This is a genomic window from Mesorhizobium sp. L-2-11 (assembly GCF_016756595.1).
Lineage (GTDB): Bacteria > Pseudomonadota > Alphaproteobacteria > Rhizobiales > Rhizobiaceae > Mesorhizobium.
The window spans coordinates 5,311,608-5,333,593 of record NZ_AP023257.1; the positions used below are offsets into that span (position 1 = coordinate 5,311,608).

17 protein-coding genes are annotated in these 21,986 nt (G+C 60.2%); 4 read left to right on the forward strand and 13 right to left on the reverse strand.

Annotated elements, in window-relative coordinates:
* Positions 1–14: 14 nt before the first annotated feature.
* The 5 genes from glgB to JG739_RS25385 form a co-directional block, all read right to left on the reverse strand.
* On the reverse strand, positions 15–2,228 hold the full coding sequence (gene glgB / locus JG739_RS25365) for a 1,4-alpha-glucan branching protein GlgB (protein WP_202363908.1): 2,214 nt from the start codon (positions 2,226–2,228) through the stop codon (positions 15–17).
* A gap of 51 nt (positions 2,229–2,279) precedes the next feature.
* Positions 2,280–4,742, reverse strand: a complete 2,463-nt coding sequence (locus JG739_RS25370) for a glycogen/starch/alpha-glucan phosphorylase (protein ID WP_202363909.1) — start codon at positions 4,740–4,742, stop codon at positions 2,280–2,282.
* Between the two features lie 316 nt (positions 4,743–5,058).
* On the reverse strand, positions 5,059–5,841 hold the full coding sequence (locus JG739_RS25375) for an ATP-binding cassette domain-containing protein (RefSeq protein WP_202363910.1): 783 nt from the start codon (positions 5,839–5,841) through the stop codon (positions 5,059–5,061).
* 2 nt (positions 5,842–5,843) lie between these two features.
* The gene (locus JG739_RS25380; protein WP_202363911.1) at positions 5,844–6,908 is read right to left on the reverse strand and encodes an ABC transporter permease; all 1,065 of its coding nucleotides are present in this window, start codon (positions 6,906–6,908) and stop codon (positions 5,844–5,846) included.
* A 157-nt stretch (positions 6,909–7,065) separates the two neighbouring features.
* Positions 7,066–8,043, reverse strand: a complete 978-nt coding sequence (locus tag JG739_RS25385) for a sugar ABC transporter substrate-binding protein (RefSeq protein ID WP_244749982.1) — start codon at positions 8,041–8,043, stop codon at positions 7,066–7,068.
* 269 nt (positions 8,044–8,312) lie between these two features.
* Here JG739_RS25385 and JG739_RS25390 point away from each other — a divergent pair, with 269 nt between their 5' ends.
* From JG739_RS25390 to JG739_RS25405, 4 genes are all read left to right on the forward strand, one after another.
* A complete protein-coding gene (locus JG739_RS25390) occupies positions 8,313–9,539 on the forward strand; it encodes an ROK family transcriptional regulator (RefSeq protein WP_202363913.1) in 1,227 nt (408 codons plus the stop codon).
* Positions 9,540–9,542: 3 nt separating this feature from the next.
* Positions 9,543–9,989 (forward strand): RbsD/FucU family protein, encoded by a 447-nt coding sequence (locus JG739_RS25395; protein ID WP_202363914.1) that lies wholly within the window; start codon positions 9,543–9,545, stop codon positions 9,987–9,989.
* A complete protein-coding gene (locus JG739_RS25400; protein ID WP_202363915.1) occupies positions 9,986–10,909 on the forward strand; it encodes a carbohydrate kinase family protein in 924 nt (307 codons plus the stop codon). The genes JG739_RS25395 and JG739_RS25400 overlap by 4 nt, the downstream gene beginning before the upstream one ends.
* A 254-nt stretch (positions 10,910–11,163) precedes the next feature.
* Complete coding sequence (locus JG739_RS25405) at positions 11,164–12,306, forward strand: DegT/DnrJ/EryC1/StrS family aminotransferase (RefSeq protein WP_202363916.1); 1,143 nt, start codon at positions 11,164–11,166, stop codon at positions 12,304–12,306.
* 138 nt (positions 12,307–12,444) lie between these two features.
* Here the strand turns inward: JG739_RS25405 and JG739_RS25410 are convergent, their stop codons facing one another.
* The 8 genes from JG739_RS25410 to JG739_RS25445 form a co-directional block, all read right to left on the reverse strand.
* Complete coding sequence (locus JG739_RS25410; RefSeq protein WP_202363917.1) at positions 12,445–12,873, reverse strand: type II toxin-antitoxin system VapC family toxin; 429 nt, start codon at positions 12,871–12,873, stop codon at positions 12,445–12,447.
* On the reverse strand, positions 12,873–13,112 hold the full coding sequence (locus JG739_RS25415) for a type II toxin-antitoxin system VapB family antitoxin (protein WP_091589846.1): 240 nt from the start codon (positions 13,110–13,112) through the stop codon (positions 12,873–12,875). The genes JG739_RS25410 and JG739_RS25415 overlap by 1 nt, the downstream gene beginning before the upstream one ends.
* Positions 13,113–13,236: 124 nt before the next feature.
* Positions 13,237–14,025 carry a 3'(2'),5'-bisphosphate nucleotidase CysQ gene (gene cysQ / locus JG739_RS25420; protein ID WP_202367634.1) on the reverse strand — a complete coding sequence of 263 codons (789 nt, stop codon included), beginning with the start codon at positions 14,023–14,025 and terminating at the stop codon, positions 13,237–13,239.
* A 10-nt stretch (positions 14,026–14,035) separates the two neighbouring features.
* Complete coding sequence (cysN, locus tag JG739_RS25425; protein WP_202363918.1) at positions 14,036–15,973, reverse strand: sulfate adenylyltransferase subunit CysN; 1,938 nt, start codon at positions 15,971–15,973, stop codon at positions 14,036–14,038.
* Positions 15,974–15,975: 2 nt separating this feature from the next.
* Positions 15,976–16,881 (reverse strand): sulfate adenylyltransferase subunit CysD, encoded by a 906-nt coding sequence (cysD, locus tag JG739_RS25430; RefSeq protein ID WP_202363919.1) that lies wholly within the window; start codon positions 16,879–16,881, stop codon positions 15,976–15,978.
* Positions 16,882–17,126: 245 nt separating this feature from the next.
* The gene (locus JG739_RS25435) at positions 17,127–18,446 is read right to left on the reverse strand and encodes an O-antigen ligase family protein (protein WP_202363920.1); all 1,320 of its coding nucleotides are present in this window, start codon (positions 18,444–18,446) and stop codon (positions 17,127–17,129) included.
* Positions 18,443–19,702, reverse strand: coding sequence for a tetratricopeptide repeat protein (locus JG739_RS25440; protein WP_202363921.1), 1,260 nt, complete (start codon positions 19,700–19,702; stop codon positions 18,443–18,445). Before JG739_RS25440 ends, JG739_RS25435 begins: the two co-directional genes overlap by 4 nt.
* Entirely contained in the window at positions 19,590–21,962 is a 2,373-nt protein-coding gene (locus tag JG739_RS25445) for a GumC family protein (protein WP_202363922.1), read from the reverse strand. The genes JG739_RS25440 and JG739_RS25445 overlap by 113 nt, the downstream gene beginning before the upstream one ends.
* Positions 21,963–21,986 lie beyond the last annotated feature (24 nt).

Genomic DNA, 21,986 nt, shown 5'->3' on the forward strand with positions numbered 1-21,986 from the left:
CTGCGAGACATCGCTTAGTCCGGAACAAATTCGAGCATGACCGTCGACAGCGGCGGCAACACCATCGTCGCCGAGATGCCTCCTGCTTCCGCCCGAGCCTCGACGGCGCCGCCATTGCCCTTGCCGGAACCGCCATATTCGGTTGCGTCCGTGTTGATGATCTCGCGCCATCTTCCAGCCGTCGGCAACGGCACGCGATAATCGTCGCGCGGCACCGGCGTAAAATTGGCGATGACGGCGACCGGGTTTCCGCCCGGCGCGCTGCGCAGCCAGGCGAAGACAGAGTTGGCGCTGTCGTCGACGATCAGCCAGGAAAAGCCCTCCGGCTCGCAATCGCGCGCATGCAGGGCCGGGCGCGAGCGGTAAAGATAGTTGAGATCGCGCACCGTCTGCCAGACGCCGCGGTGGGGCCCGAAATCCAGCAGGTTCCAGTCGAGCGCGCGCGCCTCGCTCCACTCGCGGCGCTGGGCGAACTCCTGGCCCATGAACAACAGCTTCTTGCCGGGATAGCCCCACATGAAGGCGTAGTAGGCGCGCAATGTTGCGAATTTCTGCCAATCATCGCCGGCCATCTTGCCAAGCAGCGTCCCCTTGCCGTGCACGACCTCGTCATGGGAGAGCGGCAGCACGAAATTCTCTGAGAAGGCGTAGACCAGACCGAAGGTGATGTCGCCATGGTGATGCTTGCGGAAAATCGGCTCCTTGGAGAAATACTCCAGCGTGTCGTGCATGAAGCCCATGTTCCACTTGAAGCCGAAACCCAGCCCGCCCTCATGCACCGGCTGCGAGACTTTTGGCCATGAGGTCGATTCCTCGGCGATCGTCATCACACCCGGATGCTGGCCGTAGACTTCCTTGTTCATCCTCTGGAGGAAGCTGACCGCCTCGAGGTTTTCGCGCCCGCCTTTTTCGTTGGGGATCCATTCGCCGGCCTTTCGCGAATAGTCGAGGTAGAGCATCGAGGCGACGGCATCGACGCGCAAACCGTCGACATGGTATTTCTCGGCCCAGAACAGCGCATTGTTGACCAGGAACGAGACCACCTCGCGCCGGCCGAAATTGTAGATCGCGGTGTTCCAGTCGGGATGGAAGCCCTTGCGCGGGTCGGCATGCTCATAGAGCGCGGTGCCGTCGAAATTGGCCAGGCCGTGCGCATCCACTGGAAAATGCGCTGGCACCCAGTCAAGGATGACGCCGATGCCGGCGCGGTGGGCGCCGTCGACGAACCGGGCAAAACCCTCCGGATCGCCGAAGCGGGCCGACGGCGCGTAGAGGCCCGTCGTCTGGTAACCCCAGGACGGATCATAGGGATGTTCGGAGATCGGCATGAATTCGATATGGGTGAAGCCCGTTTCGACCACATACGGGATCAGCCGGCCGGCAAGCTCGTCCCAAGACAGGAAACTGCCGTCGTCGTGAAGCTGCCAGGAGCCGGCATGGACCTCATAGATCGACACCGCCTCGCGCCTGGGATCGGCATTGCGCCAGTAATGGCGGTGCGCCTCGTCACCCCATTGATGCGCCGGCGGAAGCGCCGTCACCGAAGCGGTGGCCGGGCGCAGTTCCGACTTGAAAGCGAACGGATCGGCCTTCAGCGGCAGCCTCACGCCATCGGGCCCGATGATTTCGTATTTGTATGGCCGTCCGGCGCCGATGTCGGGGATGAACAACTCCCAGATGCCGGTGTCGCGGCGGACGCGCATCGTATGCCTGCGGCCGTCCCATTCGTTGAAGTCGCCGACCACCGAAACGCGCCTTGCATTGGGCGCCCAGACGGCGAAATGGACGCCGGACGCACCCTCGTGGTCGATGAGATGCGCACCAAGCTTGTCGAACAGCCTGAGATGCGAACCTTCGGCGATGTAATAGTCGTCCAGCGGACCAAGCACCGGACCGAACGAATAGGGATCGGTCAGCCACCAGTCACCGCCGGCATTGCGCGCGTGATAGCGCAGCGGCTGACGCTTTCTGAGCGACAGGCTGCCCTCGAAGAAGCCGCCTTCGTCGCGCCTGGAGAGTTCGCCGGCGTTCTTACCGGTCAGCGTGTAGGCAGTGACGAACTCGGCATGAGGGACGAAGCAGCGGGCGACAAAGCCCTTGTTAACCTCGTGCACACCGAGGATCGCGAAAGGATCACCATGCGTGCCGGCGACAATTGCCGCGACATCGCCGGCTGACGCCAGTCCATCCGGCCCGCTTGTCGCAGCGGTCGCGCGCGGCTTCCTCATCAGGCAGTGACCCTCCCCGGACCACGTTGTTCGTGGCCTCATGCAATCATATCAGACGGGCACGTTCCAGATTTCTTTCGCATATTGGCGGATCGTGCGATCGGACGAGAACCAGCCGACGCGGGCGACATTGCGGATTGCCTTGGCGTACCAATCCGGGCTGTCGCGCCAGACGGCATCGACATCGCGCTGGGTTGAGGCGTAGGCATCGAAATCCGCGGCGACCATGAACCAGTCGCTCTGATAGAGGCCGTTCATCAGCTCGCGATAGCGTTCCGGATCGTCAGGCGAAAAGACGCCCGTCGAAACGGCAGCCACGGCCTGCGCCAGTTCGGGAGAGGCTTCGATCACCGATCGCGGATCGTAGCCGTTGCTGCGCCGCTCAGCGACCTCTTCGGTGGTCAGGCCGAAAATGAAAATGTTGTCGTCGCCGACGCATTCCTTGATCTCGACATTGGCGCCGTCGAGCGTGCCGATGGTCAGCGCACCGTTCAGCGCGAATTTCATGTTGCCGGTGCCGGAGGCTTCCATCCCGGCGGTCGATATCTGCTCCGAAAGATCGGCGGCCGGCATCATGATCTCGGCCAGGCTGACATTGTAGTTCGGCACGAACACCACTTTGAGCAAGCCGCGAACGGCCGGATCGCGATTGATGACCTTGGCGACGTCGTTGGCGAGTTTGATGATCAGCTTGGCGTTGTGATAGCTGGGCGCCGCCTTGCCGCCGAAGAACTTGACGCGTGGCATCCAGTTGCGCTCGGGATGGGAGCGGATCTGGTCGTAGAGCGCGACTGTTTCGAGGATGTTCAGGAGCTGGCGCTTGTATTCGTGGATGCGCTTGATCTGGATGTCGAACAGCGCCGAGGGATCGATCCTGATGCCGAGGCGGTCGGCGACGAGATTGGCAAGCTTGGCCTTGTTCGCCCGCTTGACTGCGGCGAACTTGTCGCGGAAGGCGGCGTCGTCAGCAAAGGCATCGAGCTCCTTGATCGCGTCTATATCGTCGAGGAAGCGGTCGCCGATCGCCTCGCGGGTGAGTGCGGTGAGACCGGGATTGCACTGGATCAGCCAGCGCCGCGGCGTGATGCCGTTGGTCTTGTTGTTGATGCGGTCGGGGTAGAGCCGGTGGAGCTCGGCAAACACCGTTTCCTTCATCAACTCGGTGTGAAGGGCAGAGACGCCGTTGATCGAGTGCGAGCCGACAAAGGCCAGATTGCCCATGCGCACCCGACGCTCACCGTTTTCCTGTATCAGCGAGATTTGGCTGATCTGCTCGTCAGAAAACTGGTCGGAGGCGCGCGCCTCCAGCAGCACTTCGGCGTTGATGGCGTAGACGATTTGCATATGGCGCGGCAACAGCCGCTCAAACAGCGGCACCGGCCAGCTTTCGAGCGCTTCGGGAAGCAGCGTATGGTTGGTGTAGCCGAAGGTCCGCTTGGTGATGCTCCAGGCCTGGTCGAAATCCATGCCGTGGACATCCATCAACAGGCGCAGCAGCTCGGCCACCGCAATGGCCGGATGGGTATCGTTCAGATGGATCGCCGCCTTGTCGGGCAGCGACTGCAGGTCGCCATACTGGCTGAGATGACGCTGAATGATGTCCTGCAACGATGCGGTGGAAAAGAAATACTCTTGCCTGAGCCGCAGCTCCTGACCGGCCTTGTGGGAATCAGCAGGGTAAAGGACGCGCGACAAGGCATCGGCCTTGTTGCTTTCGGCGAGCGCACCGATGTGGTCGCCGGCGTTGAACTTGTCGAGCAGTATCGGATCGATCGGCATACCGGACCAGAGCCGCAGCGTGTTGACGCGGTTGGCTCGCCAGCCAACCACCGGCGTATCGTAGGCAACCGCCAGAACATGTTCGATCGGCTTCCAGACGTGGCGCTCAAGCCTGCCGTCGTTCGAGGTGATCGATTCCACCGAGCCGCCGAAACCGACCTCGAATGAGCGTTCGCGCCGCTCGAACTCCCAGGGGTTGCCGTGATCGAGCCAGGTCTCGGGCAGCTCAACCTGCCAGCCGCCATGGATTTCCTGCCGGAACATGCCATTGGCGTAGCGAATGCCATAGCCATGCGCGGGGATGTCGACGGTGGCCATGCTTTCCATGAAGCAGGCGGCGAGCCGGCCGAGACCGCCATTGCCAAGCGCTGCATCTGGTTCGAGGGCGGCGATGAGGTCAAGGTCGACGCCGAGAGACCGCAGCGCTTCGCGCATATTGTCCATCAGGCCGAGATTGGAGAAGGCGTCGCGCATCAGGCGGCCGATGAGGAATTCCAGTGATAGGTAATAGACGCGCTTTTCCTGATGGGCGTAGGCCTCTTGCGTCGCCTGCATCCAATGATCGACGATATGGTCGCGCACGACCTTGATCGAGGCGGTGAGCCAGTCGTATTGCGTCGCGACGCTGGTCCCCTTGCCGAGCCTGTATTTGAGGGCCTTCAAGACTTCGTCGGCAAGCGCCTTGGGATCGGAGTTTTCGAGAATGGGAGCTTCGGTTGTCATCGCGCGCGTCATGCTGCCTCTCGTGCGGTTGCCATGATCATACCGGCTTTCACCATTCCTCCCAGCCCATGCTAGCGCATATTGTTAAGCGTTCAATCGAGTTACATTGCCGCGGAGCAACTTACCCTGCGGCAGTTTAGCAACTTGAAGTGCGTCGCGTTTGGGCGGCCGCTGCGACGCACCTTAAGTTCTAGCCATGTCCATATCGTTCCAAAACCGCTGCGCACCCTCGGTTCGCGCCCGAGGGCATGCTCTTGGGCGACACGTAATTTCTTGTTCGATGCATGTCGTCGTCCCAAAACCGCTGCACGCTTTTGGGCGACATGCATCAGGCCGCCAGTGCCGCCTCCGGCGGAAGCTTCGCTCCGGTCATGAAGGCGACGGCGTCCGACATCGTATATTGCTTGGGATCGATGACACAGAGGCGACGGCCGAGCCGATGGATGTGAATGCGGTCGGCCACCTCGAAGACATGCGGCATGTTGTGCGAGATCAGCACGATGGGCAGGCCGCGCTTCTTCACGTCGAGTATCAGTTCGAGCACGCGGCGGCTTTCCTTGACGCCCAATGCCGCCGTCGGCTCATCCATGATGACCATCTTCGAGCCGAAGGCGGCGGCGCGCGCCACCGCCACGCCCTGGCGTTGGCCCCCTGACAGAGTCTCCACGGCCTGGCTGATGTTCTGGATGGTCATCAGGCCAAGTTCGGTAAGTTTGTCGCGGGCGCGCTTTTCCATTGCCGGGCGGTCGAGCATGCGAAGCCAGTCGCCAAAAAAACCCGGTTTGCGGATCTCGCGACCGAGGAACATGTTGTCGGCAATCGACAGCGCCGGCGACAACGCCAGGTTCTGGTAGACGGTTTCAATGCCGGCTTCGCGGGCCTCGATGGGCGACTTGAAGAGCACCTGCTTGCCGTCCAACTCGATGATGCCCTCGTCCGGGACAACGGCGCCAGAGATCGCCTTGATCAGCGTCGACTTGCCAGCGCCATTGTCGCCGATCACGGCCAGGATTTCTCCCGGATAGAGATCGAAGTCGCAGTTGTTCAGTGCGGTAACGCGGCCGTAGCGCTTGACGAGACCGCGCGCGGTGAGGATGGGCTCCTGGGTCATGGTTACACCGAAACCTTTCTGATCCACTGGTCGATCGCCACGGCGCCGATGATCAGCACGCCGGTGAGCAGCACTTTCCATTGCGGATCGGCCCCCATCATGTTGAGCCCCATCGACACGACGCCGACGATCATCGCGCCGAACAGCGTGCCCAGTATAGAGCCGCGCCCGCCGAAGAGGGAAATGCCGCCGATCACCGTCGCGGTGATCGCCTGCAAATTGTAGTCGGTGACGGCTGCGGATGGCGAGATCGAGCCGTTGCGGCCGATGGAGACCCAGGCCGCGAAAGCGGCGATCAGCCCGGCAAGCGTGTAGACCGAGATCAGCACCTTCTTGGTCTGGATGCCCGACAGCTTCGCCGCCTCCGGATCGTCGCCGACAGCGTAGACATGACGGCCCCATGCCGTGTGATTGAGCACGTACCACAAGAACAGCACCAGCGCGACCATGGCAATGACGCCGAACGTCAGCACCGCCGTGCCGACCTTGAAGTTCAGGCCAAACAGATGCAGCAGCGGCGCCTGGGCGTCGACATCGGCGTCGCGGATCGTCTCATTGGCCGAATAGATGAAATTCGTGGCCATGACGATGTTCCAGGTGCCGAGCGTGACGATGAAGGGCGGCAGCTTCATGTAGGCGACCAGCAGCCCGTTGAGCAGCCCGCAGGCCGCGCCGGCGCCAAGGCCGATCACCACGGCAAGCAAGGTCGGCAGGCCATAGGTGATCGCGCAATTGCCCATGATCACGGCCGAAATCACCATGATCACGCCGATCGACAGGTCGATGCCGGCCGTCAGGATGACCAGCGTCTGCGCGGCTCCTAGAATGCCGACGATGGCGATCTGCTGCAGGATCAGCGTCAGTGTGTAGGACGAAAAGAACCGCCCTCCGATGGTGGCGCCGAAGACAGCGATCGACAGGACCAGCACGATCAGCGGCACTGCAGCCGGAGTGGAGTGCAGGAAATGCTGAATGCGTTTGACGAGCGACGTGCCATGCTCGTCAAACGCAGCAACGCTTGCGTCGCTGTTCGCGAGAGCCTTTTCGAATTCCTGAACCTGAGACATGTTTCCTCCGTGAGGCTTCAGCCACGCGCCGACGCCCGTTCAACCGTTCCCGATCTGCCGCCGGAATTGTTCGCGCTTACGATTTCCGCATCGTCCACCCGAAGCGGCCGGGGATCAAGCCCCTGGCCGCTTCGGTCTGCCGCCTGTCAGACCGGCATCAGCCCCAGCACTTGGCGAGGCCTTCCTTGGTGTCGATGGACTTCACGCCCTCTGCGGGCTTGTCGGTCACGAGATTGACGCCGGTGTCGAAGAAATCCTTGCCTTCGGTCGGCTTGGGCTTCGTCCCGTCCTTGGCGTAAGCGGCGATCGCTTCGATGCCGAGCGCCGCCATCTGCAGCGGATATTGCTGTGAGGTCGCACCGATCACGCCCTCGGCGACCGACTTCACGCCGGGGCAGCCGCCATCGACCGATACGATCAGCACATTGCCTTCGAGACCCACGGCCTTGAGCGCCTGGTAGGCGCCGACGGCTGCCGGCTCGTTGATGGTGTGGATGACGTTGATGCCGGGATCCTTCTGCAGAAGGTTCTCCATCGCCTTGCGGCCGCCTTCCTCGTTGCCGTTGGTGACGTCGTGGCCGACGATACGCGGATCGTCCTCGTCGCCGATCTTGTTGGGGTCCTTCACGTCGATGCCGTAGCCCATCATGAAGCCCTGATCGCGCAAGACGTCGACAGTCGGCTGCGAGGGCGTCAGGTCGAGGAAGCCGATCCTGGCATCCTTCGCCTTGTCGCCGAGCGTCGCTGCGGCCCAAGCACCAATCAGCTTGCCGGCCTCCAGATTGTCGGTCGCAAAGGTCGCGTCGGCGGCGTCGACCGGATCAAGCGGCGTGTCCAGCGCGATCACCAGCAGACCGGCGTCACGTGCCTTCTTCACCGTCGGGACGATGCCCTTGGTGTCCGACGCGGTGATCAGGATGCCCTTGGCGCCGTCGGCGATGCAGCTTTCGATCGCCGCCACCTGGCTTTCGCTGTCGCCGTCGATCTTGCCGGCGTAGGCTTTGAGTTCGACGCCGAGTTCCTTGGCCTTGGCGGTCGCGCCTTCCTTCATCTTGACGAAGAACGGGTTGGTGTCGGTCTTGGTGATCAGGCAAGCGCCGACATCGGCGGCGGACGCAGCCGAGGTGAACGCCATGAGTCCCAGTCCGGCCGCGGCAAAAACGGTGGATCTTAGCAGTGCTGTCTTGGTCACGATTTTCCTCCCAGTGGAACGAGTTCGGATGCCGGCCAACCGGCATCGCATGAGCATCCAGCGACTTCTCCCAGTGTGGACGCTTGCCCCAAAGAGAATACCAGACTGAGGTTTCTGTCAATAATTAAATCACTCTTATTTATTATTGACAGCGTGGCGTCGGTCACCCATTCTGGCCAAAAGCATTGACGGAAACGACGGGAGGAGAAGGGGTGGAGACCGGCATCACAAGGCACGGTTCGCCCGAGGCAGCCAAAAGCCGCATTCACCGCGGCACTAACCAGAGCGGCATGCGGGACCACAATGAGCGGCTGGTGCTGTCGCTGGTGCGTCAGCACGGCAGCCTGGCGAAGTCCGACATCGCGCGCATGACCGGACTTTCGGCCCAGACGGTTTCGGTCATCATGCGCGAGCTCGAGGAGGACAACCTTCTTGTCCGCCAGGCGCCGCTGCGCGGCAAGATCGGCCAACCTTCCATTCCGATGGCGCTCAATCCCGATGGCGCCTATTTCATCGGCCTGAAGATCGGCCGCCGTAGCGCCGAACTCGTGCTGATCGATTTTCTCGGCAATGTGCGCTCGATGCTGCAGCATTCCTACCGCTATCCGGCGCCGCGCGAGACAGTCGAGTTCGTCACCTCCGGCATGAAAACGATGCGCGGCGAACTCACCCCGGCGCAGGACAAGCGCATTGCCGGACTTGGCATCGCCATGCCGTTCGAATTGTGGAGCTGGGCCGATACGGCAGGTGCGCCGCGCGACGTCATGGACGAATGGCGCCACCGAGACATCCGCGCCGACATCCAGGCACAGTGCGAATTCCCGGTCTATCTGCAAAATGACGCCACCTCTGCCTGCGGCGCCGAACTGGTGTTCGGCAAAGCGGGCACGGCACGCGACTTCGTCTATTTCTACATCGGCGCCTTCGCCGGCGGCGGCATCGTGCTGAACGGTCACCTTTTCGGCGGACCGACCGGCAATGCCGGCGCGCTGGGTTCGATGCCGGTGCCTGGACCGGACGGCAAGCCCGCCCAATTGATCGACGTGGCGTCGATCGCCATGCTGGAAAAGGCGCTCAACGCGCGCGGCGTCGAAGCCTCACATCTGTGGACGTCACCGGAGGATTGGGGCGAAATCGGCGTCGAACTCGATGATTGGATCGCCTGCGCCTCGCAGGCGCTCGCCTATGCCATTGTGGCGGCGTCATCGGTTATCGATTTCGAGGCGGCGGTGATCGACGGATGGATGCCGAAGGCCGTGCGGCGCCGGCTCGTCGATGCCGTTATCGATGCAATCGGCAAGATCGACGGTGAAGGCCTGAAGCTTCCGGCCGTGCGCGAGGGGACTGTCGGCATTCATGCACGTGCCCTGGGCGGTGCCAGCCTGCCGCTTTCCGAGCGCTTCCTCATCGGCTCGACCACGATTTCCAGGAGTGCCTGAGCGATGCTGATCGGAATACCGGCGCTGCTCGGTCCACAGCTGCTGGCGACGTTGCGTGCCATGGGTCATGGCGACGAGATCGCCCTTGTCGACGGGAACTACCCGGCGCAGGAACAGGCACACCGGCTCATCCGCGCCGACGGTCATCATCTTGTTCCGATGCTCGACGCCATCCTCAGCGTATTGCCTGTCGATGACGCCGTGCCGGAGGCGCTGTTTCGCGCCTCGGTCAAAGGCGATCCCCTGCTTGCCGATGCCGTTCATCACGAAATGGAGGCGATCTGCGCCAGGCGTGCTCCGGGCCGCAAGGTGGTTGCGCTTGCCGGCGCCGACTTCTATCAACGGGTCAGGTCCGCGCACGCGATCGTCGCGACGAGCGAGCCGCGGCTCTACGCCAACATCATCATCCGCAAGGGTGTGATCTATCCGCCGGAGACCAGGAAATCATGATCCTCTGTTGCGGCGAAGCCCTGATCGACATGCTGCCACGCACCACGACTGAGGGCGAGCCGGCCTTTGCCCCCTATGTCGGCGGCGCGGTGTTCAACACGGCAATAGCGCTCGGCCGGCTGGGAGCGCCCGCCGGTTTCTTTTCCGGCCTGTCGACGGATCTGTTCGGCAGCCAGTTCAAGGACTCGCTGAGGGCGAGCCAAGTCAGTTCCACCTATGCGCACACATCGCCCCGGCCGACCACGCTCGCCTTCGTGCGGCTGGACAACGGCCAGGCGACCTACACGTTCTACGATGAAAACACAGCCGGACGGATGCTGACCATCGACGATCTGCCGAAACTCGGCAGCGAGATCGAAGCCATGCTGTTCGGCGCCATCAGCCTGATCTCGGAGCCGGCCGGATCAGCTTATGAGGAATTCATGCGGCGCGAGCACAGTCGCCGCGTCATGATGCTCGACCCCAACATCCGACCGAATTTCATACCGGACAAGGCCAAGCATCTCAGGCGCATCCGCTCGATGATGGCCATGGCCGACATCGTAAAACTGTCGGACGAGGACCTCAACTGGTTCGGCGAAGCCGGCTCGCACGAGGACGTCGTCCGCAGCTGGCTGGAGCGCGGCCCGACGCTGATCGTCGTTACCCATGGCAGCGAAGGCGCCATCGGCTACACCAGGGATCACAAGGTCACGGTCGTGCCAGACAAGGTCGAGGTGGTCGATACGGTCGGCGCCGGCGACACGTTCAACGCCGGCATCCTGGCCTCGCTGCACGAGCAAGGCCTGCTGTCGAAGGAGGCTATCGCCAATTTGTCGGAAGACGCCATCTACAAGGCGCTGGCGCTCGGCGCCAAGGCTGCGGCGGTAACCGTGTCGCGGGCCGGCGCCAATCCGCCCTGGCGGCATGAAATCGCCTGATTGGACGGCGATGCGCTGAAGATGCGCTAAACATCGATCACTTTATGTTTCGCCCAGCCGAGCGCGTGCGGCACGAAGGCCGTGTCGTGCGCAACAAAGCCCCGGATTTCCGGCGTCTGATGGGACCTGTCGGACTGAGAGGTAACAGGCTGCGACATTTGAGCAATTCGTCGACTGGTCCGTGCAGCTTTCTCGGCCGCGCCAAGTCTGATACCAGCGGCCGGTTATCTGGCTAGTCCCGTTTTGAGGCTGACATGCAGTTCATCGATCTTGGCGCGCAGCGCGAACGAATCCGCGACAGGCTGAAAGCTGCCATCGACCGCGTCGTCGACGAGGGGCGCTATATTCTCGGACCTGAGGTCACCGAATTCGAAAACAAGCTCGCCGCCTATATCGGCACCAAGCATGTTGTCGCCTGCGCCAACGGCACCGACGCACTGCTGCTGCCGCTGTTTGCAGCCGGCATCGGTCCAGGTGACGCGGTGTTCGTGCCGAGCTTTACCTTCGCCGCCACGGCGGAAGTGGTGGCGCTGGCCAAGGCCGAGCCGGTTTTCGTCGATGTCGATCCGCAAACCTACAATATCGACATCGCCAGCCTCGAAGCCGCCATCGCCATGATCAAGGCGGAAGGCCGGCTGAAGCCAAGGGCGATCATCCCCGTCGACCTGTTCGGGCTCGCCGCCGACTACGAGGCGATCATGGCCATCGCCAACCGCGAAGGGCTGATGGTGATCGAAGATGCCGCCCAGGCGATCGGCGGCTCGAGCGACGGCAAGATGCTGGGTTCGTTCGGCGCGGTCGGCTCGACCAGCTTCTACCCGGCAAAGCCGCTCGGCTGCTATGGCGACGGCGGCGCGATGTTCACCAATGACGATGCGCTGGCCGAACAGCTCCGCTCGTTCGCCTTCCACGGCAAGGGCGAAACCCAATATGACAATGTCCGCGTCGGCATCAATTCGCGGCTCGACACGCTGCAGGCGGCGATCCTGATCGAGAAGCTGGCCATTCTCGAAGAGGAGATGGTTGCCCGGCAAGCGGTCGCCAAACGGTATGCCGAAGGCCTCGGCGATATCGTCAAGGCGGCGCGCAACCTGGACGGCGGCCGTTCGGCCTGGGCGCAATATGCCATCGAGACGCCGAAGCGCGACGGGCTGAAGGCGCATCTCGGGGAAAAAGGCATCCCGTCGGTGATCTATTATGTGAAGCCGCTGCACAGCCAGATCGCCTACCGCGACTATCCGCGTACGCCGACAGGCCTTGCCGTTTCGGAGGAGTTGCCGAAGCGCATCCTCTGCCTGCCCATGCATCCCTATCTGAGCGAGGCCGACCAGGACCGGATCATCGAGACGATCCGCAACTATATCGGCTCGAACTCGGCGCGAATCGCCGCCGCGTAGAGCCACGCGCGAGCACCGGTATACCCTCCAGCAATACGCCGATTTGGTATCGCGCGTAAGAGAGCGTCGAAGCGGGAAAGAAGACAATGACGGCCATCTGGTTTCCGCGAGTTCGGCCACCAGGTCCCTTCCGGGATATCAGATCTTGACACCCACAGTCGCGACATCGGTAAGCGCAAATCCCGCATCTATGGTCAGGATCGGCGCCTGGTGGGATTTCGCAGTGGCGTAATGGAAGCAGTCGGCAAGATTGAGCGCACTATTCCGCTCAGCGTCCGGATAGCGGTGCCGTCCATAGCGATCGAAGGCTTGCAGCGCGGCGGTCAACTCACGGCTCGAAATCGCCATAACCTGGACCCCAGCCGCTTCAAGGAACTCCTGCACCCGTGCTTCAGCTTCTGGCATGGGAATCCGCTTTTTGCGAAACAGCCCAACTGTCGCCTCCCATGCAGCAACGACCGATGTGATCGGCCGCGGCGAGCGCGTGGCATCGAGCGCCGCCGCAAGGTCCTCGGCCTCAGGCTCCTCCGTCATGATGGCGATGATTGCAGACGCATCGACGAACATCAGTAGTCACCACTGAGGTCATCGAAAAATGCCCTGTCCGCCGCAAGGCCGGTGTCCGGATAGGCCGCGATCTTCGCGCGCAAAGGCTTCAGCCGCTCCCAAAGAGGGATCGCCTCTTCGGCGCGGCGCAATTCGTTCTCCAGGGCCAGCTTCACGGCAGCCGTCTTGTTCAAGCGCGTGCGCGCTGCCAGCTTTTCGGCAAGCGCGTTTACCTCTTCACTGCGAATGTTGAGCGGCATTAGCCAATTCTCCTGTGTAGACGTAAATATAACAACGCCAACACGCGATGGCAACTGTCCATCAGGAGAGCATAAGGTTTTGTGGGAGCGCTTCCGTCATTGTCGAGGACGCGCTCGCATGGCGTCAGGTTGGCCCGGCCCCCTTGCCGCTGGCGATGAAATGCGGATTGGCAAAATCCACGTCATCGCTCTGGTCGCGCTTGCCGTAGGCCAGCGGCTGACCGTCGAGCGTGCGCGTTATCCCGCCTGCCGCGCGCAGCACCGCATCGCCAGCCGCGGTGTCCCATTCCATGGTGCGGCCGAAGCGCGGATAGACGTCGGCCTCGGCGCCGGCGACAAGACAGAATTTCAGCGACGAGCCGATCGAGACGATCTCGGCAGCGCCCACCGTGCGGATATAGGCTTCGGTCTCCGGCGTATTGTGGGACCGGCTGGCGACGATGGTCAGAGGCGCCACACCCGTCCTCGCCGAAATCGGCCGACGGCCGATGATCTGGTAGTCGCCATTGACTTCGATTGCTTCCGCGCTGCCCGGCCGGCCGGAAAAGAAGCGTCCGGTGCATGGCGCAAAGACGACACCGATCTCCGGCACGCCGTGGCGAACGAGCGCGATGTTGACGGTGAAGTCGGTCCTGCGGTTGACGAATTCCTTGGTGCCGTCGAGCGGATCCACCAGGAAGAAGGCGTCGTCGAGGTCGGGCGGCACGATGCCGGCCGATGCCTCTTCCTCAGCCACGCAGGGGATATCGGGGAACGCCGCGCGCAGCCCGGCGAGAATGATCTTTTCGCTCTCGCGATCGGCTTCGGTCACCGGCGAGCTGTCTGATTTCTGATCGACCGCGCAGCCGGCATCGAAAACGCGCATCACCTCTCGCCCGGCCGCCAAGGCAAGGCGCTCGAACACACCGAGCATCACTTCGTCGTCAGATGCCGCCGCCGCTATCGTATTGGTTTTCGGCAATGTCGCGCTCGTTCAGCCAGAGTTCCAGGGCCTCTACCATCTCCTCGGCAGACTTGCCGAGTGTCTTGAGATGGATTTCGGGGTTTTCCGGGGCTTCATACGGTGAATCGACGCCGGTGAAATTCTTGATTTCGCCATTCAATGCCCGCGCATAGAGGCCCTTCGGATCGCGTCTGGCGCATTCCTCAAAAGGTGTGTCGACAAACACCTCGACGAATTCACCGTTGGCCATCAATTCCCTGGCCATGCGCCGCTCGGCGCTGAATGGCGAAATGAAGGAAACAATGACGATGAGCCCGGCATCGGCCATCAGGCGCGCCACTTCCGCAACGCGGCGGATGTTTTCGACCCGATCGGCGTCGGTGAAGCCAAGATCGCGGTTGAGGCCGTGGCGGACATTATCGCCATCCAGGATGTAGGTATGGCGGCCGGTGGCGAACAGCTTCTTGTCGAAAAGATTGGCAATGGTCGACTTGCCCGAGCCCGAGAGCCCGGTGAACCAGAACACTGCGGGCCGCTGGTTCTTCAGATCGGCGCGGCCGTGCTTGCCGACATCGAGCGATTGCCAGTGGATGTTTTCGGCGCGGCGCAGCGAATGCAGGATCATGCCGGCGCCGACCGTGGCGTTGGTGATGCGGTCGATCAGAATGAAGGCGCCGGTCGTGCGGTTCTCGGCGAACGTATCGAAGGCGATCGGCGCCCGCGTCGAGATGTTGCAAATGCCGACCTCGTTCATTTCGAGCGACTTGGCCGCCTCATGAGCAAAGTCGTTGACGTTGACGCGGTATTTCAGGTCGGTGACTGTGGCGCTGGTCTGGTCGGTCTCGGTCCGCAGGATATAGGAGCGGCCCGGCAGCAGCGCGTGCTCATCGAACCAGACGATGTTGGCGACGAACTGATCGGCGACCTGCGGCCGCGCCGACGGTGACACCAGCATATTGCCGCGCGAAACCTCTACCTCGTCGTCGAGGACAAGAGTGATGGCCTGGCCGGCCACCGCTTGGCTCAGATCGCCGCCATGCGAGACGATGCGCCTGACATGAGAAGACTTGCCGGATTTGGCGACAACGACCTCGTCGCCTGGTGAGACGGAGCCGGACGCAATCGTGCCGGCAAAACCGCGAAAATCGAGATTGGGGCGGTTCACATACTGCACCGGAAAGCGGAACGGCAGTTCGACAGCGGCTTCATCGACCGACACGGTTTCCAGGTGCTCGATCAGCGTCGGCCCGGAATACCATTCCGTCTTGTCCGAGCGGCTGGTGACATTGTCGCCGTAACGGGCAGACATCGGGATGGGCACGATCGTCTCGAAGCCAAGCTTGTGCGAAAATTGCCGATAGTCCTCGATGATCCGTTCGAACACGGCCTTGTCGAAGCCGACGAGATCGATCTTGTTGACGGCCAGCACGATGTGCCGGATGCCCAGCAGCGAGGCGATGATCGAGTGGCGCCTGGTCTGGCGCAGCACGCCCTGCCGGGCGTCGATCAGCACGATGGCCAGATCGGCGGTCGACGCGCCCGTCGCCATGTTGCGCGTGTATTGTTCGTGGCCGGGCGTGTCGGCAACGACGAACTTGCGTTTCGGCGTGGCGAAAAAGCGATAGGCGACATCGATGGTGATGCCCTGCTCGCGCTCGGCCTCGAGCCCATCGACCAGCAGGGCAAAATCGACGTCGTCGCCCGTCGTCCCGTGCTTGCGCGAATCACGCTCGAGTGCAGCAAGCTGGTCCTCGAAAATCTGCTTGGTGTCCGAAAGCAGGCGCCCGATCAGCGTCGACTTGCCGTCGTCCACGGAACCGCAGGTCAGGAAGCGCAGCAGCGATTTTTGTTCCTGCACCGCCAGATAGTCGCGAATGCCGTCAGTGGGGGCGAGGCTCTCGGCCGTGATGTGGCGCATGCTCAGAAATACCCCTCGCGCTTCTTCTTTTCCATCGAGCCGGCTTCATCACGGTCGATCAGGCGGCCCTGCCGTTCGGAGGTGCGCGCCGTGAGCATTTCGCCAACAATGGCCTCCAGCGTGTCGGCGTCCGATTCGATCGCGCCGGTCAGCGGATAGCAGCCGAGCGTGCGGAACCGCACCACCCGGTTCTCAACCATCTCGCCGGGACGCAACTCCATGCGGTCGTCATCCTTCAGAATGAGCATGCCGTCGCGTTCGACGACCGGTCGCTCCTTGGCGAAATAGAGCGGCACGATCGGGATGTCTTCCTGCAGAATGTACTGCCAGATATCGAGTTCGGTCCAGTTCGACAACGGAAAGACCCGGATCGATTCACCGGTCGCGATGCGGGTGTTGAATATCTTCCACATCTCCGGCCGCTGGTTCTTCGGATCCCAGACGTGCTGGGCGTTGCGGAAGGAGAATATCCGCTCCTTGGCGCGCGATTTTTCCTCGTCGCGCCGCGCCCCGCCGAAGGCTGCATCGAAGCCGTATTTGTCGAGCGCCTGTCGCAGCGCCACGGTCTTCATCACATGCGTATGGGTGTTCGAGCCATGGTCGAACGGATTGATATTGTCGCGCACACCATCCACGTTGACATGGACCAGGAGGTCGAAGCCGAGCTTTTGCGCCATCTGATCGCGAAAGGCGATCATCTCGCGGAATTTCCAGGTCGTGTCGACGTGCAGAAAGGGAAAGGGCGGCTTGGCCGGATAAAACGCCTTCATCGCAAGATGCATCAGCACGGAGGAATCCTTGCCGACCGAATAGAGCATGACCGGCTTGGCGAAGGTCGCCGCCACCTCGCGAAAGATATGGATGGATTCGGCTTCAAGCCGCTGCAGATGCGTTAGCGCGATGTTCATGGACTTTAAGCGTTCTCTCGTGCCGCCCGGATCTGCATCGATGCATCAGGCGCATTTTTTCAGCAGCCCGGTTCAAGCTTCACTTCTGGACGATGTTCTTTTCGTGCAGGCGTTCTAGCAGATTGCCATTATCTATAACAATGCAAGACAGGCCTGCGCTGGAGTGGTTCGAGAATGAATTTTCCACGCAGGGACCAGAACCCGGAAATTCCTGCCCTGATCGCAGAGGCCGTCACCAGGAGGCGCTAGGACAGCGTTCCGATCGGAACAAGTAATTTGTCACCGTTGTGGTCGATCTCGATCAATTCACTCTTCTGGGCCGAACGGGCTGCAAATCCTTTGTGGAAGATGATGGCGTTCATAAAGGCAAACGTCATTGCAAGCGCCTCGGTCCGCAATGGATAATCGACGAGTGAATGAATGAGAAGAAACGACACGGAGAGAAACGCCGCCTTTTGAAGGGGATCGCGGCGAACTTTGGTAAGCGCCGTAAAAAGCATCACGAAATAAAGCGCCATCCACAGAACAGCAAGAGCTCCGCCTTCGAAAGCTATTTCAAGATACTCATTGTGAGCATGATTTACATATTGCTTGAAAATCATCCCTTCCTTTTCATATATCTGGTAGGCCTTTTGAAAATTTCCAAACCCAACGCCGGTTGCCCAATTCTCGTTGATCCCCTCAATGGTGGTGCGAGCAAACTCTCCTCGCCCGAAAGCCGGGTCAATCGCGTCGGCATCGATCTTTGTCCATGCGCCTATCGAATAGGCCGAAAGTCCTATGAAAACTGCAAGTATGCCGAGCCCACTCATCCTGGAACGGGCTGAAAGAAAGACTATGGACAGGACGGTGATCGCTAATCCGATCAGAACGCCGGCACGCGAACCGGCGGCCAAAAGGAGTAGCAAAAGCGTGGCCAGCCCGAGTGATCCGGACAAAAGATGTCCTCGGAACAGACCATAATAAACGACAAAGGGGATGGAAACAAAAAGTAAAGCTGCAAAATGATTCTGGTTGGCAAAAAGCCCGGCATTGATCGTGAACGGCAACAATCCCTCTATGGCGATGTCATCCGAGAGCGAATATTGAATCGCCCCTGCCAGGCCGTTGCAGATAACGCCCATAAAAAAGAACGGCAGAAGTGCATGGACCTGCTCGACGCGCAAACGCAATACGCTCAAAAAAAACGCCGCCAACGCCACCAGATACAACAGACATTCGATCGTCCGTCCGACGCCGACACTGACGAAACGAAATCGGGTTTCTCCAACCAGCCCGGAATCTGCGAGCAACAGCTCCGGCCGCAATCCGCTGAATATCGCCGCAGGCAGCGGGATGATTTGCAAAACCAGCAGCGCCACAGCGAAGATAAGCAGCCACAGAACAGGATGGGGGATCCTTTGGCTAGAGGCCTGGGAAAAGACCGCCGCTGCCGAGACGATTGCCGCAACCTCAATCAGCGTGTCCGTGTAAAGGCCGCTCGCAGTGCCACCGCCGATCAGCAGCGCTATAAACAGAACCGATCCGAGGAGATATTTATCCCATTCCGATGGCCGGTCGCTCAAGATGGAAGTCTCTCGATGCTCAATTTGTGCATTTCCAGCATGCCGACATATCGAAAGCGCCAGCTCTGGGCAATGGCGGCAGTTTCCAAGCTTAACCATTGCATGGGACACCCAGCCGGTCCAACCGAAAAAGTCTGGCTCAGGGCCTGACGATTGTATGTACCCTCGGGAATATTGAACCGCGCTATTTCGCCGGCCAGCCCCACGCACCTGATCGTCCAAAACAATTCCTTCGGAAGCTTCAGGTTTCTTGCAGAAGCAAGCAAGGAAATTTTGTACGAACCAGGGGGCAGTTCAATATACTGCGAAAGAGCTGTATTCCTAACCGGCGTATTCAGGAATCGGACCGTCGCCCCACCCTCGCCTTCGATGGAACCGTTCGATGTTGAAAACGCAACTTCCAGGCCCGACTGATCGTGGATTTGCCAATCGAAAGGCTTGCCGCTCCGCACCGGTTCAAAGGTACTGTTGAAAACATACCCGCCCAATTTCCGTTCCTGATCGGACAGGCTGAAAAGGAACAACCGATACGCCCGTTCATATTCCTTTTGACCAATGTACCCTTTGATCACAGCGGACACTTCGCTCGAGATTGGTGGCGCATCTGATCCAGTCAAATCGAGCAGCAGCCGATTTGCGAAATCGAGTCCGTCGGGGGTTTTGCCGAGAGCCGCGAACAGATTGGCTCTCCAGGGCGCCGCGGCCCTGATGGCTGCCATCACAGCGTGGTATCCATCGGGGTTCGAGAGGATTGTCGGCAGCCCCTCGGCGATCGCGGGAAATTGATCTGGCCATCGCCGCAGCAAAATATCGATCTCGCCGACAGCCCCGGACAGATCGGCTGTTTCGATCGAGCGGCCTATCGACCTCTGGAGCGCGTGGATCTCGGTCTTCGATAATTTTCGAGCTTGATCGAAAAATTCATAGGCTTGGTCTTTTGCGCCCTGTCGGAACTTGATCTCGCCGATCAGGCTGTAGAGACGTGCGTCCGCAAGGTCAAAACGAAGCGCGCTTTCGGCCTGGGCAAGCAATGCGTCGAGATCTGGAGCATTGCTTGTATCGTTCAGGTCGTCGGTAATCTCGCCTATCAAGGCATTGACGTTCAACGGATCCAGCGCGAGGGAAACGGTTGGCGTTTCGGTTTCAAGAAACCGACTTAGCCCGATCGACGAAGCCGCCAATGCTAGAACGGATGCGACGAACCAAACGCCGGAACGCCGGAGATTTTGCATAAGCGGGCTGGCCTGCTCCGTCATCGACTTTGCCCTCAATTTTCGGGGTGCCGTAGTCGTAATACTGGTAGTTCATATATTTGTAGGCGTAGTTGTAATCGAACTTGTTCACTGCAAACTTCGACATCGCGGCTCCGACCACATTCGCGCCGGCTGCTCGCAGGCGCTTCAACGCCGTCTTCGCCGACTTGCGCGTCACCTGCTTGGTAGAGACGACCATCAATGTGCCCTCGGCAAGCCGGCTGAGGATAGGCGCATCTGAAAGTCCGACGATCGGTGGGGCATCGATTATGACAAGATCGAAGCGCTTGCCGAGATTGGTAAGGATCAGCGCCATCTTCGGCGAAGAAAGCAGGTCGGCGGGGTTCGGCGGAATCGTTCCGGAAGTCAGAACGGTCACATTGGGGTATTTCGTCGCCCTGAAGATGCTTGCCAGATCCTCTTTGCGGACGGTGTTCGTCAGCAGATTGCTCAGTCCGATCGTGTTGTCGAGGCCAAACAACCGGTGAAGATTGGGCTTTCGCAGATCGCCGTCGACAATGAGAACCCTTGCACCGAGCGCGGCAAAATCCTGCCCGAGCTTGAACGACGTGGTCGACTTGCCTTCCGAGGGTTCCGAACTCGTGACCAGCAGCGATCGCGGCGCACCTTCGGCGCCGGAGAACTGCAATGACGTTCGAAGCGAACGGTAGGCTTCGGACAGTCCTGATTTCTGATCGGTGATGCTCGCTATGAGTTCCCGATCATCGACAAGCGGCAAGATGCCGAGCATCGCCAATCCGAGTTCCTTTTCGACCTGCTCAGGATTGGTGAAAGTGTTGTTCAACAACTCAACAATATAGATAATTGATGCGCCCAGAGCCGAAAAAAGAACCAGAGTGGTCGCAAGATTGATGATCAGGCGGGGAGAATAAGGGCTATTGGGCGGCGTGGCGAAATCGACGATCGCGGCACTTTGTGTCTTGAGCTCCGAGCTCACGCCAACCTCGTTCAGCTTGGCAATAAGACTGTCATACTGGGAGCGGTTTGAATCAACTTCTCGTTTCAAGATTGTGTACTTGATATTTTTATCGTTGAAGATGACCTGCTGCATCTCCATCTCGGCAAGCTTTGACTTGAGGTCGGCCTCTTTGTTCTGGGCCTCCTGGTATTTCTGACGCAGCGAGTCAGTTATAGTCAAAACGCCGTTGTCATAAAGTCGTTGCAGCTCCTTGATCTGCGCCTGGAGCTGCTGCATCTCTGGGAAGCCAGGCTTCAATATGCCCAACTTCTGCTGATACTGGCTGGTCAAATCCGACAGCTTTTCGGTGATCCTCTGCAGACCTTCGCTGTCCAGGACGGGCCCGAGGCTCGCCGCGCGACCTTTGTCTATCTGGTCCACCATCCGTCCGGCGTCGAGACGTTCCTGGATTGCTGTCGCGAGCGCGGTGTTCAGACTCTCGATATTCGACCCTATCAACGATTTCTCGTCGCCGGTTATCGTGATGCCTACATCCTTTGCGTAAGCGACGAGTTCCTCCTCGGACTTCTGCAGCTTTTGCTTTACCTGCAAAACCTGTTCCTGGATGAACTGCCGTGCCAGGTCTGAGGTTTCGCTGGTCTGATCGAGGCGCTGGTCGATAAAACTTTGCGCGACCTGGTTGGCTATATCACTTGCATATTTCGGTTTCTGGTCGGCAAACGTAATCGACAGCAGGCTTGTATTTTCGACCAGACTGACCTTGAGGTCATCTTGAACGCGACCGATCGCAATTTCTTCACGTTCTTCCGGGGTTGTTTCTTCAATGGCAGGCGATTTGGAAATTCCGAAGGCGCGATAGAAAATATTGCTAAGTGAGAAGTTCGGGGTCGGAAACAGGAAATCCGGCTTTTCGCTAAGCCCTAATTGGAACACCACGCGCTGCGCCAAAGCCCGGCTTTTCAGCTTTTCCCGGGCGGTTTCAAAGACCCAGTAGTCGTTGGATTCAGAAACCGCCTCAATGTCCTGAAAGACCTTGGCCGAAGGAACCAGCACTTCCAATTGCGCTGTTGCCCGGTACTTTGGCGTCTTCATCATGGTAACGACGATGCCGGCGACAAGCCCGCCCGCTATCATCATGACGATCAGCCACCGATACTGGACAGCGTAAAAAACCAATTTGAGTGGATTAAAGCCCTCGTCCTGCTCGGCGTAATCGCGACCATACGGGCTATAGTTTTGCGCACCGTCATAATACAGGTCGGCAGACAAGGCTTGGCCATGCCCTGGGCCTGCAATTTGATGTTGTCTGTTACGGTCGAGCATTGCGTGACAACCTTCGGTTTGTCT

Bases quoted from the DNA above. Each gene is read 5' to 3' on its own strand.
- cysD (WP_202363919.1), bottom strand. From the start codon at position 16,881: ATGAACATCGCGCTAACGCATCTGCAGCGGCTTGAAGCCGAATCCATC.
- JG739_RS25395 (WP_202363914.1), top strand. From the start codon at position 9,543: ATGCTGATCGGAATACCGGCGCTGCTCGGTCCACAGCTGCTGGCGACG.
- JG739_RS25380 (WP_202363911.1), bottom strand. From the start codon at position 6,908: ATGTCTCAGGTTCAGGAATTCGAAAAGGCTCTCGCGAACAGCGACGCA.
- JG739_RS25370 (WP_202363909.1), bottom strand. From the start codon at position 4,742: ATGACGCGCGCGATGACAACCGAAGCTCCCATTCTCGAAAACTCCGAT.
- JG739_RS25440 (WP_202363921.1), bottom strand. From the start codon at position 19,702: ATGACGGAGCAGGCCAGCCCGCTTATGCAAAATCTCCGGCGTTCCGGC.
- cysN (WP_202363918.1), bottom strand. From the start codon at position 15,973: ATGCGCCACATCACGGCCGAGAGCCTCGCCCCCACTGACGGCATTCGC.
- JG739_RS25410 (WP_202363917.1), bottom strand. From the start codon at position 12,873: ATGTTCGTCGATGCGTCTGCAATCATCGCCATCATGACGGAGGAGCCT.
- JG739_RS25405 (WP_202363916.1), top strand. From the start codon at position 11,164: ATGCAGTTCATCGATCTTGGCGCGCAGCGCGAACGAATCCGCGACAGG.
- JG739_RS25445 (WP_202363922.1), bottom strand. From the start codon at position 21,962: ATGCTCGACCGTAACAGACAACATCAAATTGCAGGCCCAGGGCATGGC.
- JG739_RS25415 (WP_091589846.1), bottom strand. From the start codon at position 13,112: ATGCCGCTCAACATTCGCAGTGAAGAGGTAAACGCGCTTGCCGAAAAG.
- glgB (WP_202363908.1), bottom strand. From the start codon at position 2,228: ATGAGGAAGCCGCGCGCGACCGCTGCGACAAGCGGGCCGGATGGACTG.
- JG739_RS25375 (WP_202363910.1), bottom strand. From the start codon at position 5,841: ATGACCCAGGAGCCCATCCTCACCGCGCGCGGTCTCGTCAAGCGCTAC.
- JG739_RS25400 (WP_202363915.1), top strand. From the start codon at position 9,986: ATGATCCTCTGTTGCGGCGAAGCCCTGATCGACATGCTGCCACGCACC.
- cysQ (WP_202367634.1), bottom strand. From the start codon at position 14,025: ATGCTCGGTGTGTTCGAGCGCCTTGCCTTGGCGGCCGGGCGAGAGGTG.
- JG739_RS25385 (WP_244749982.1), bottom strand. From the start codon at position 8,043: ATGGCGTTCACCTCGGCTGCGTCCGCCGCCGATGTCGGCGCTTGCCTG.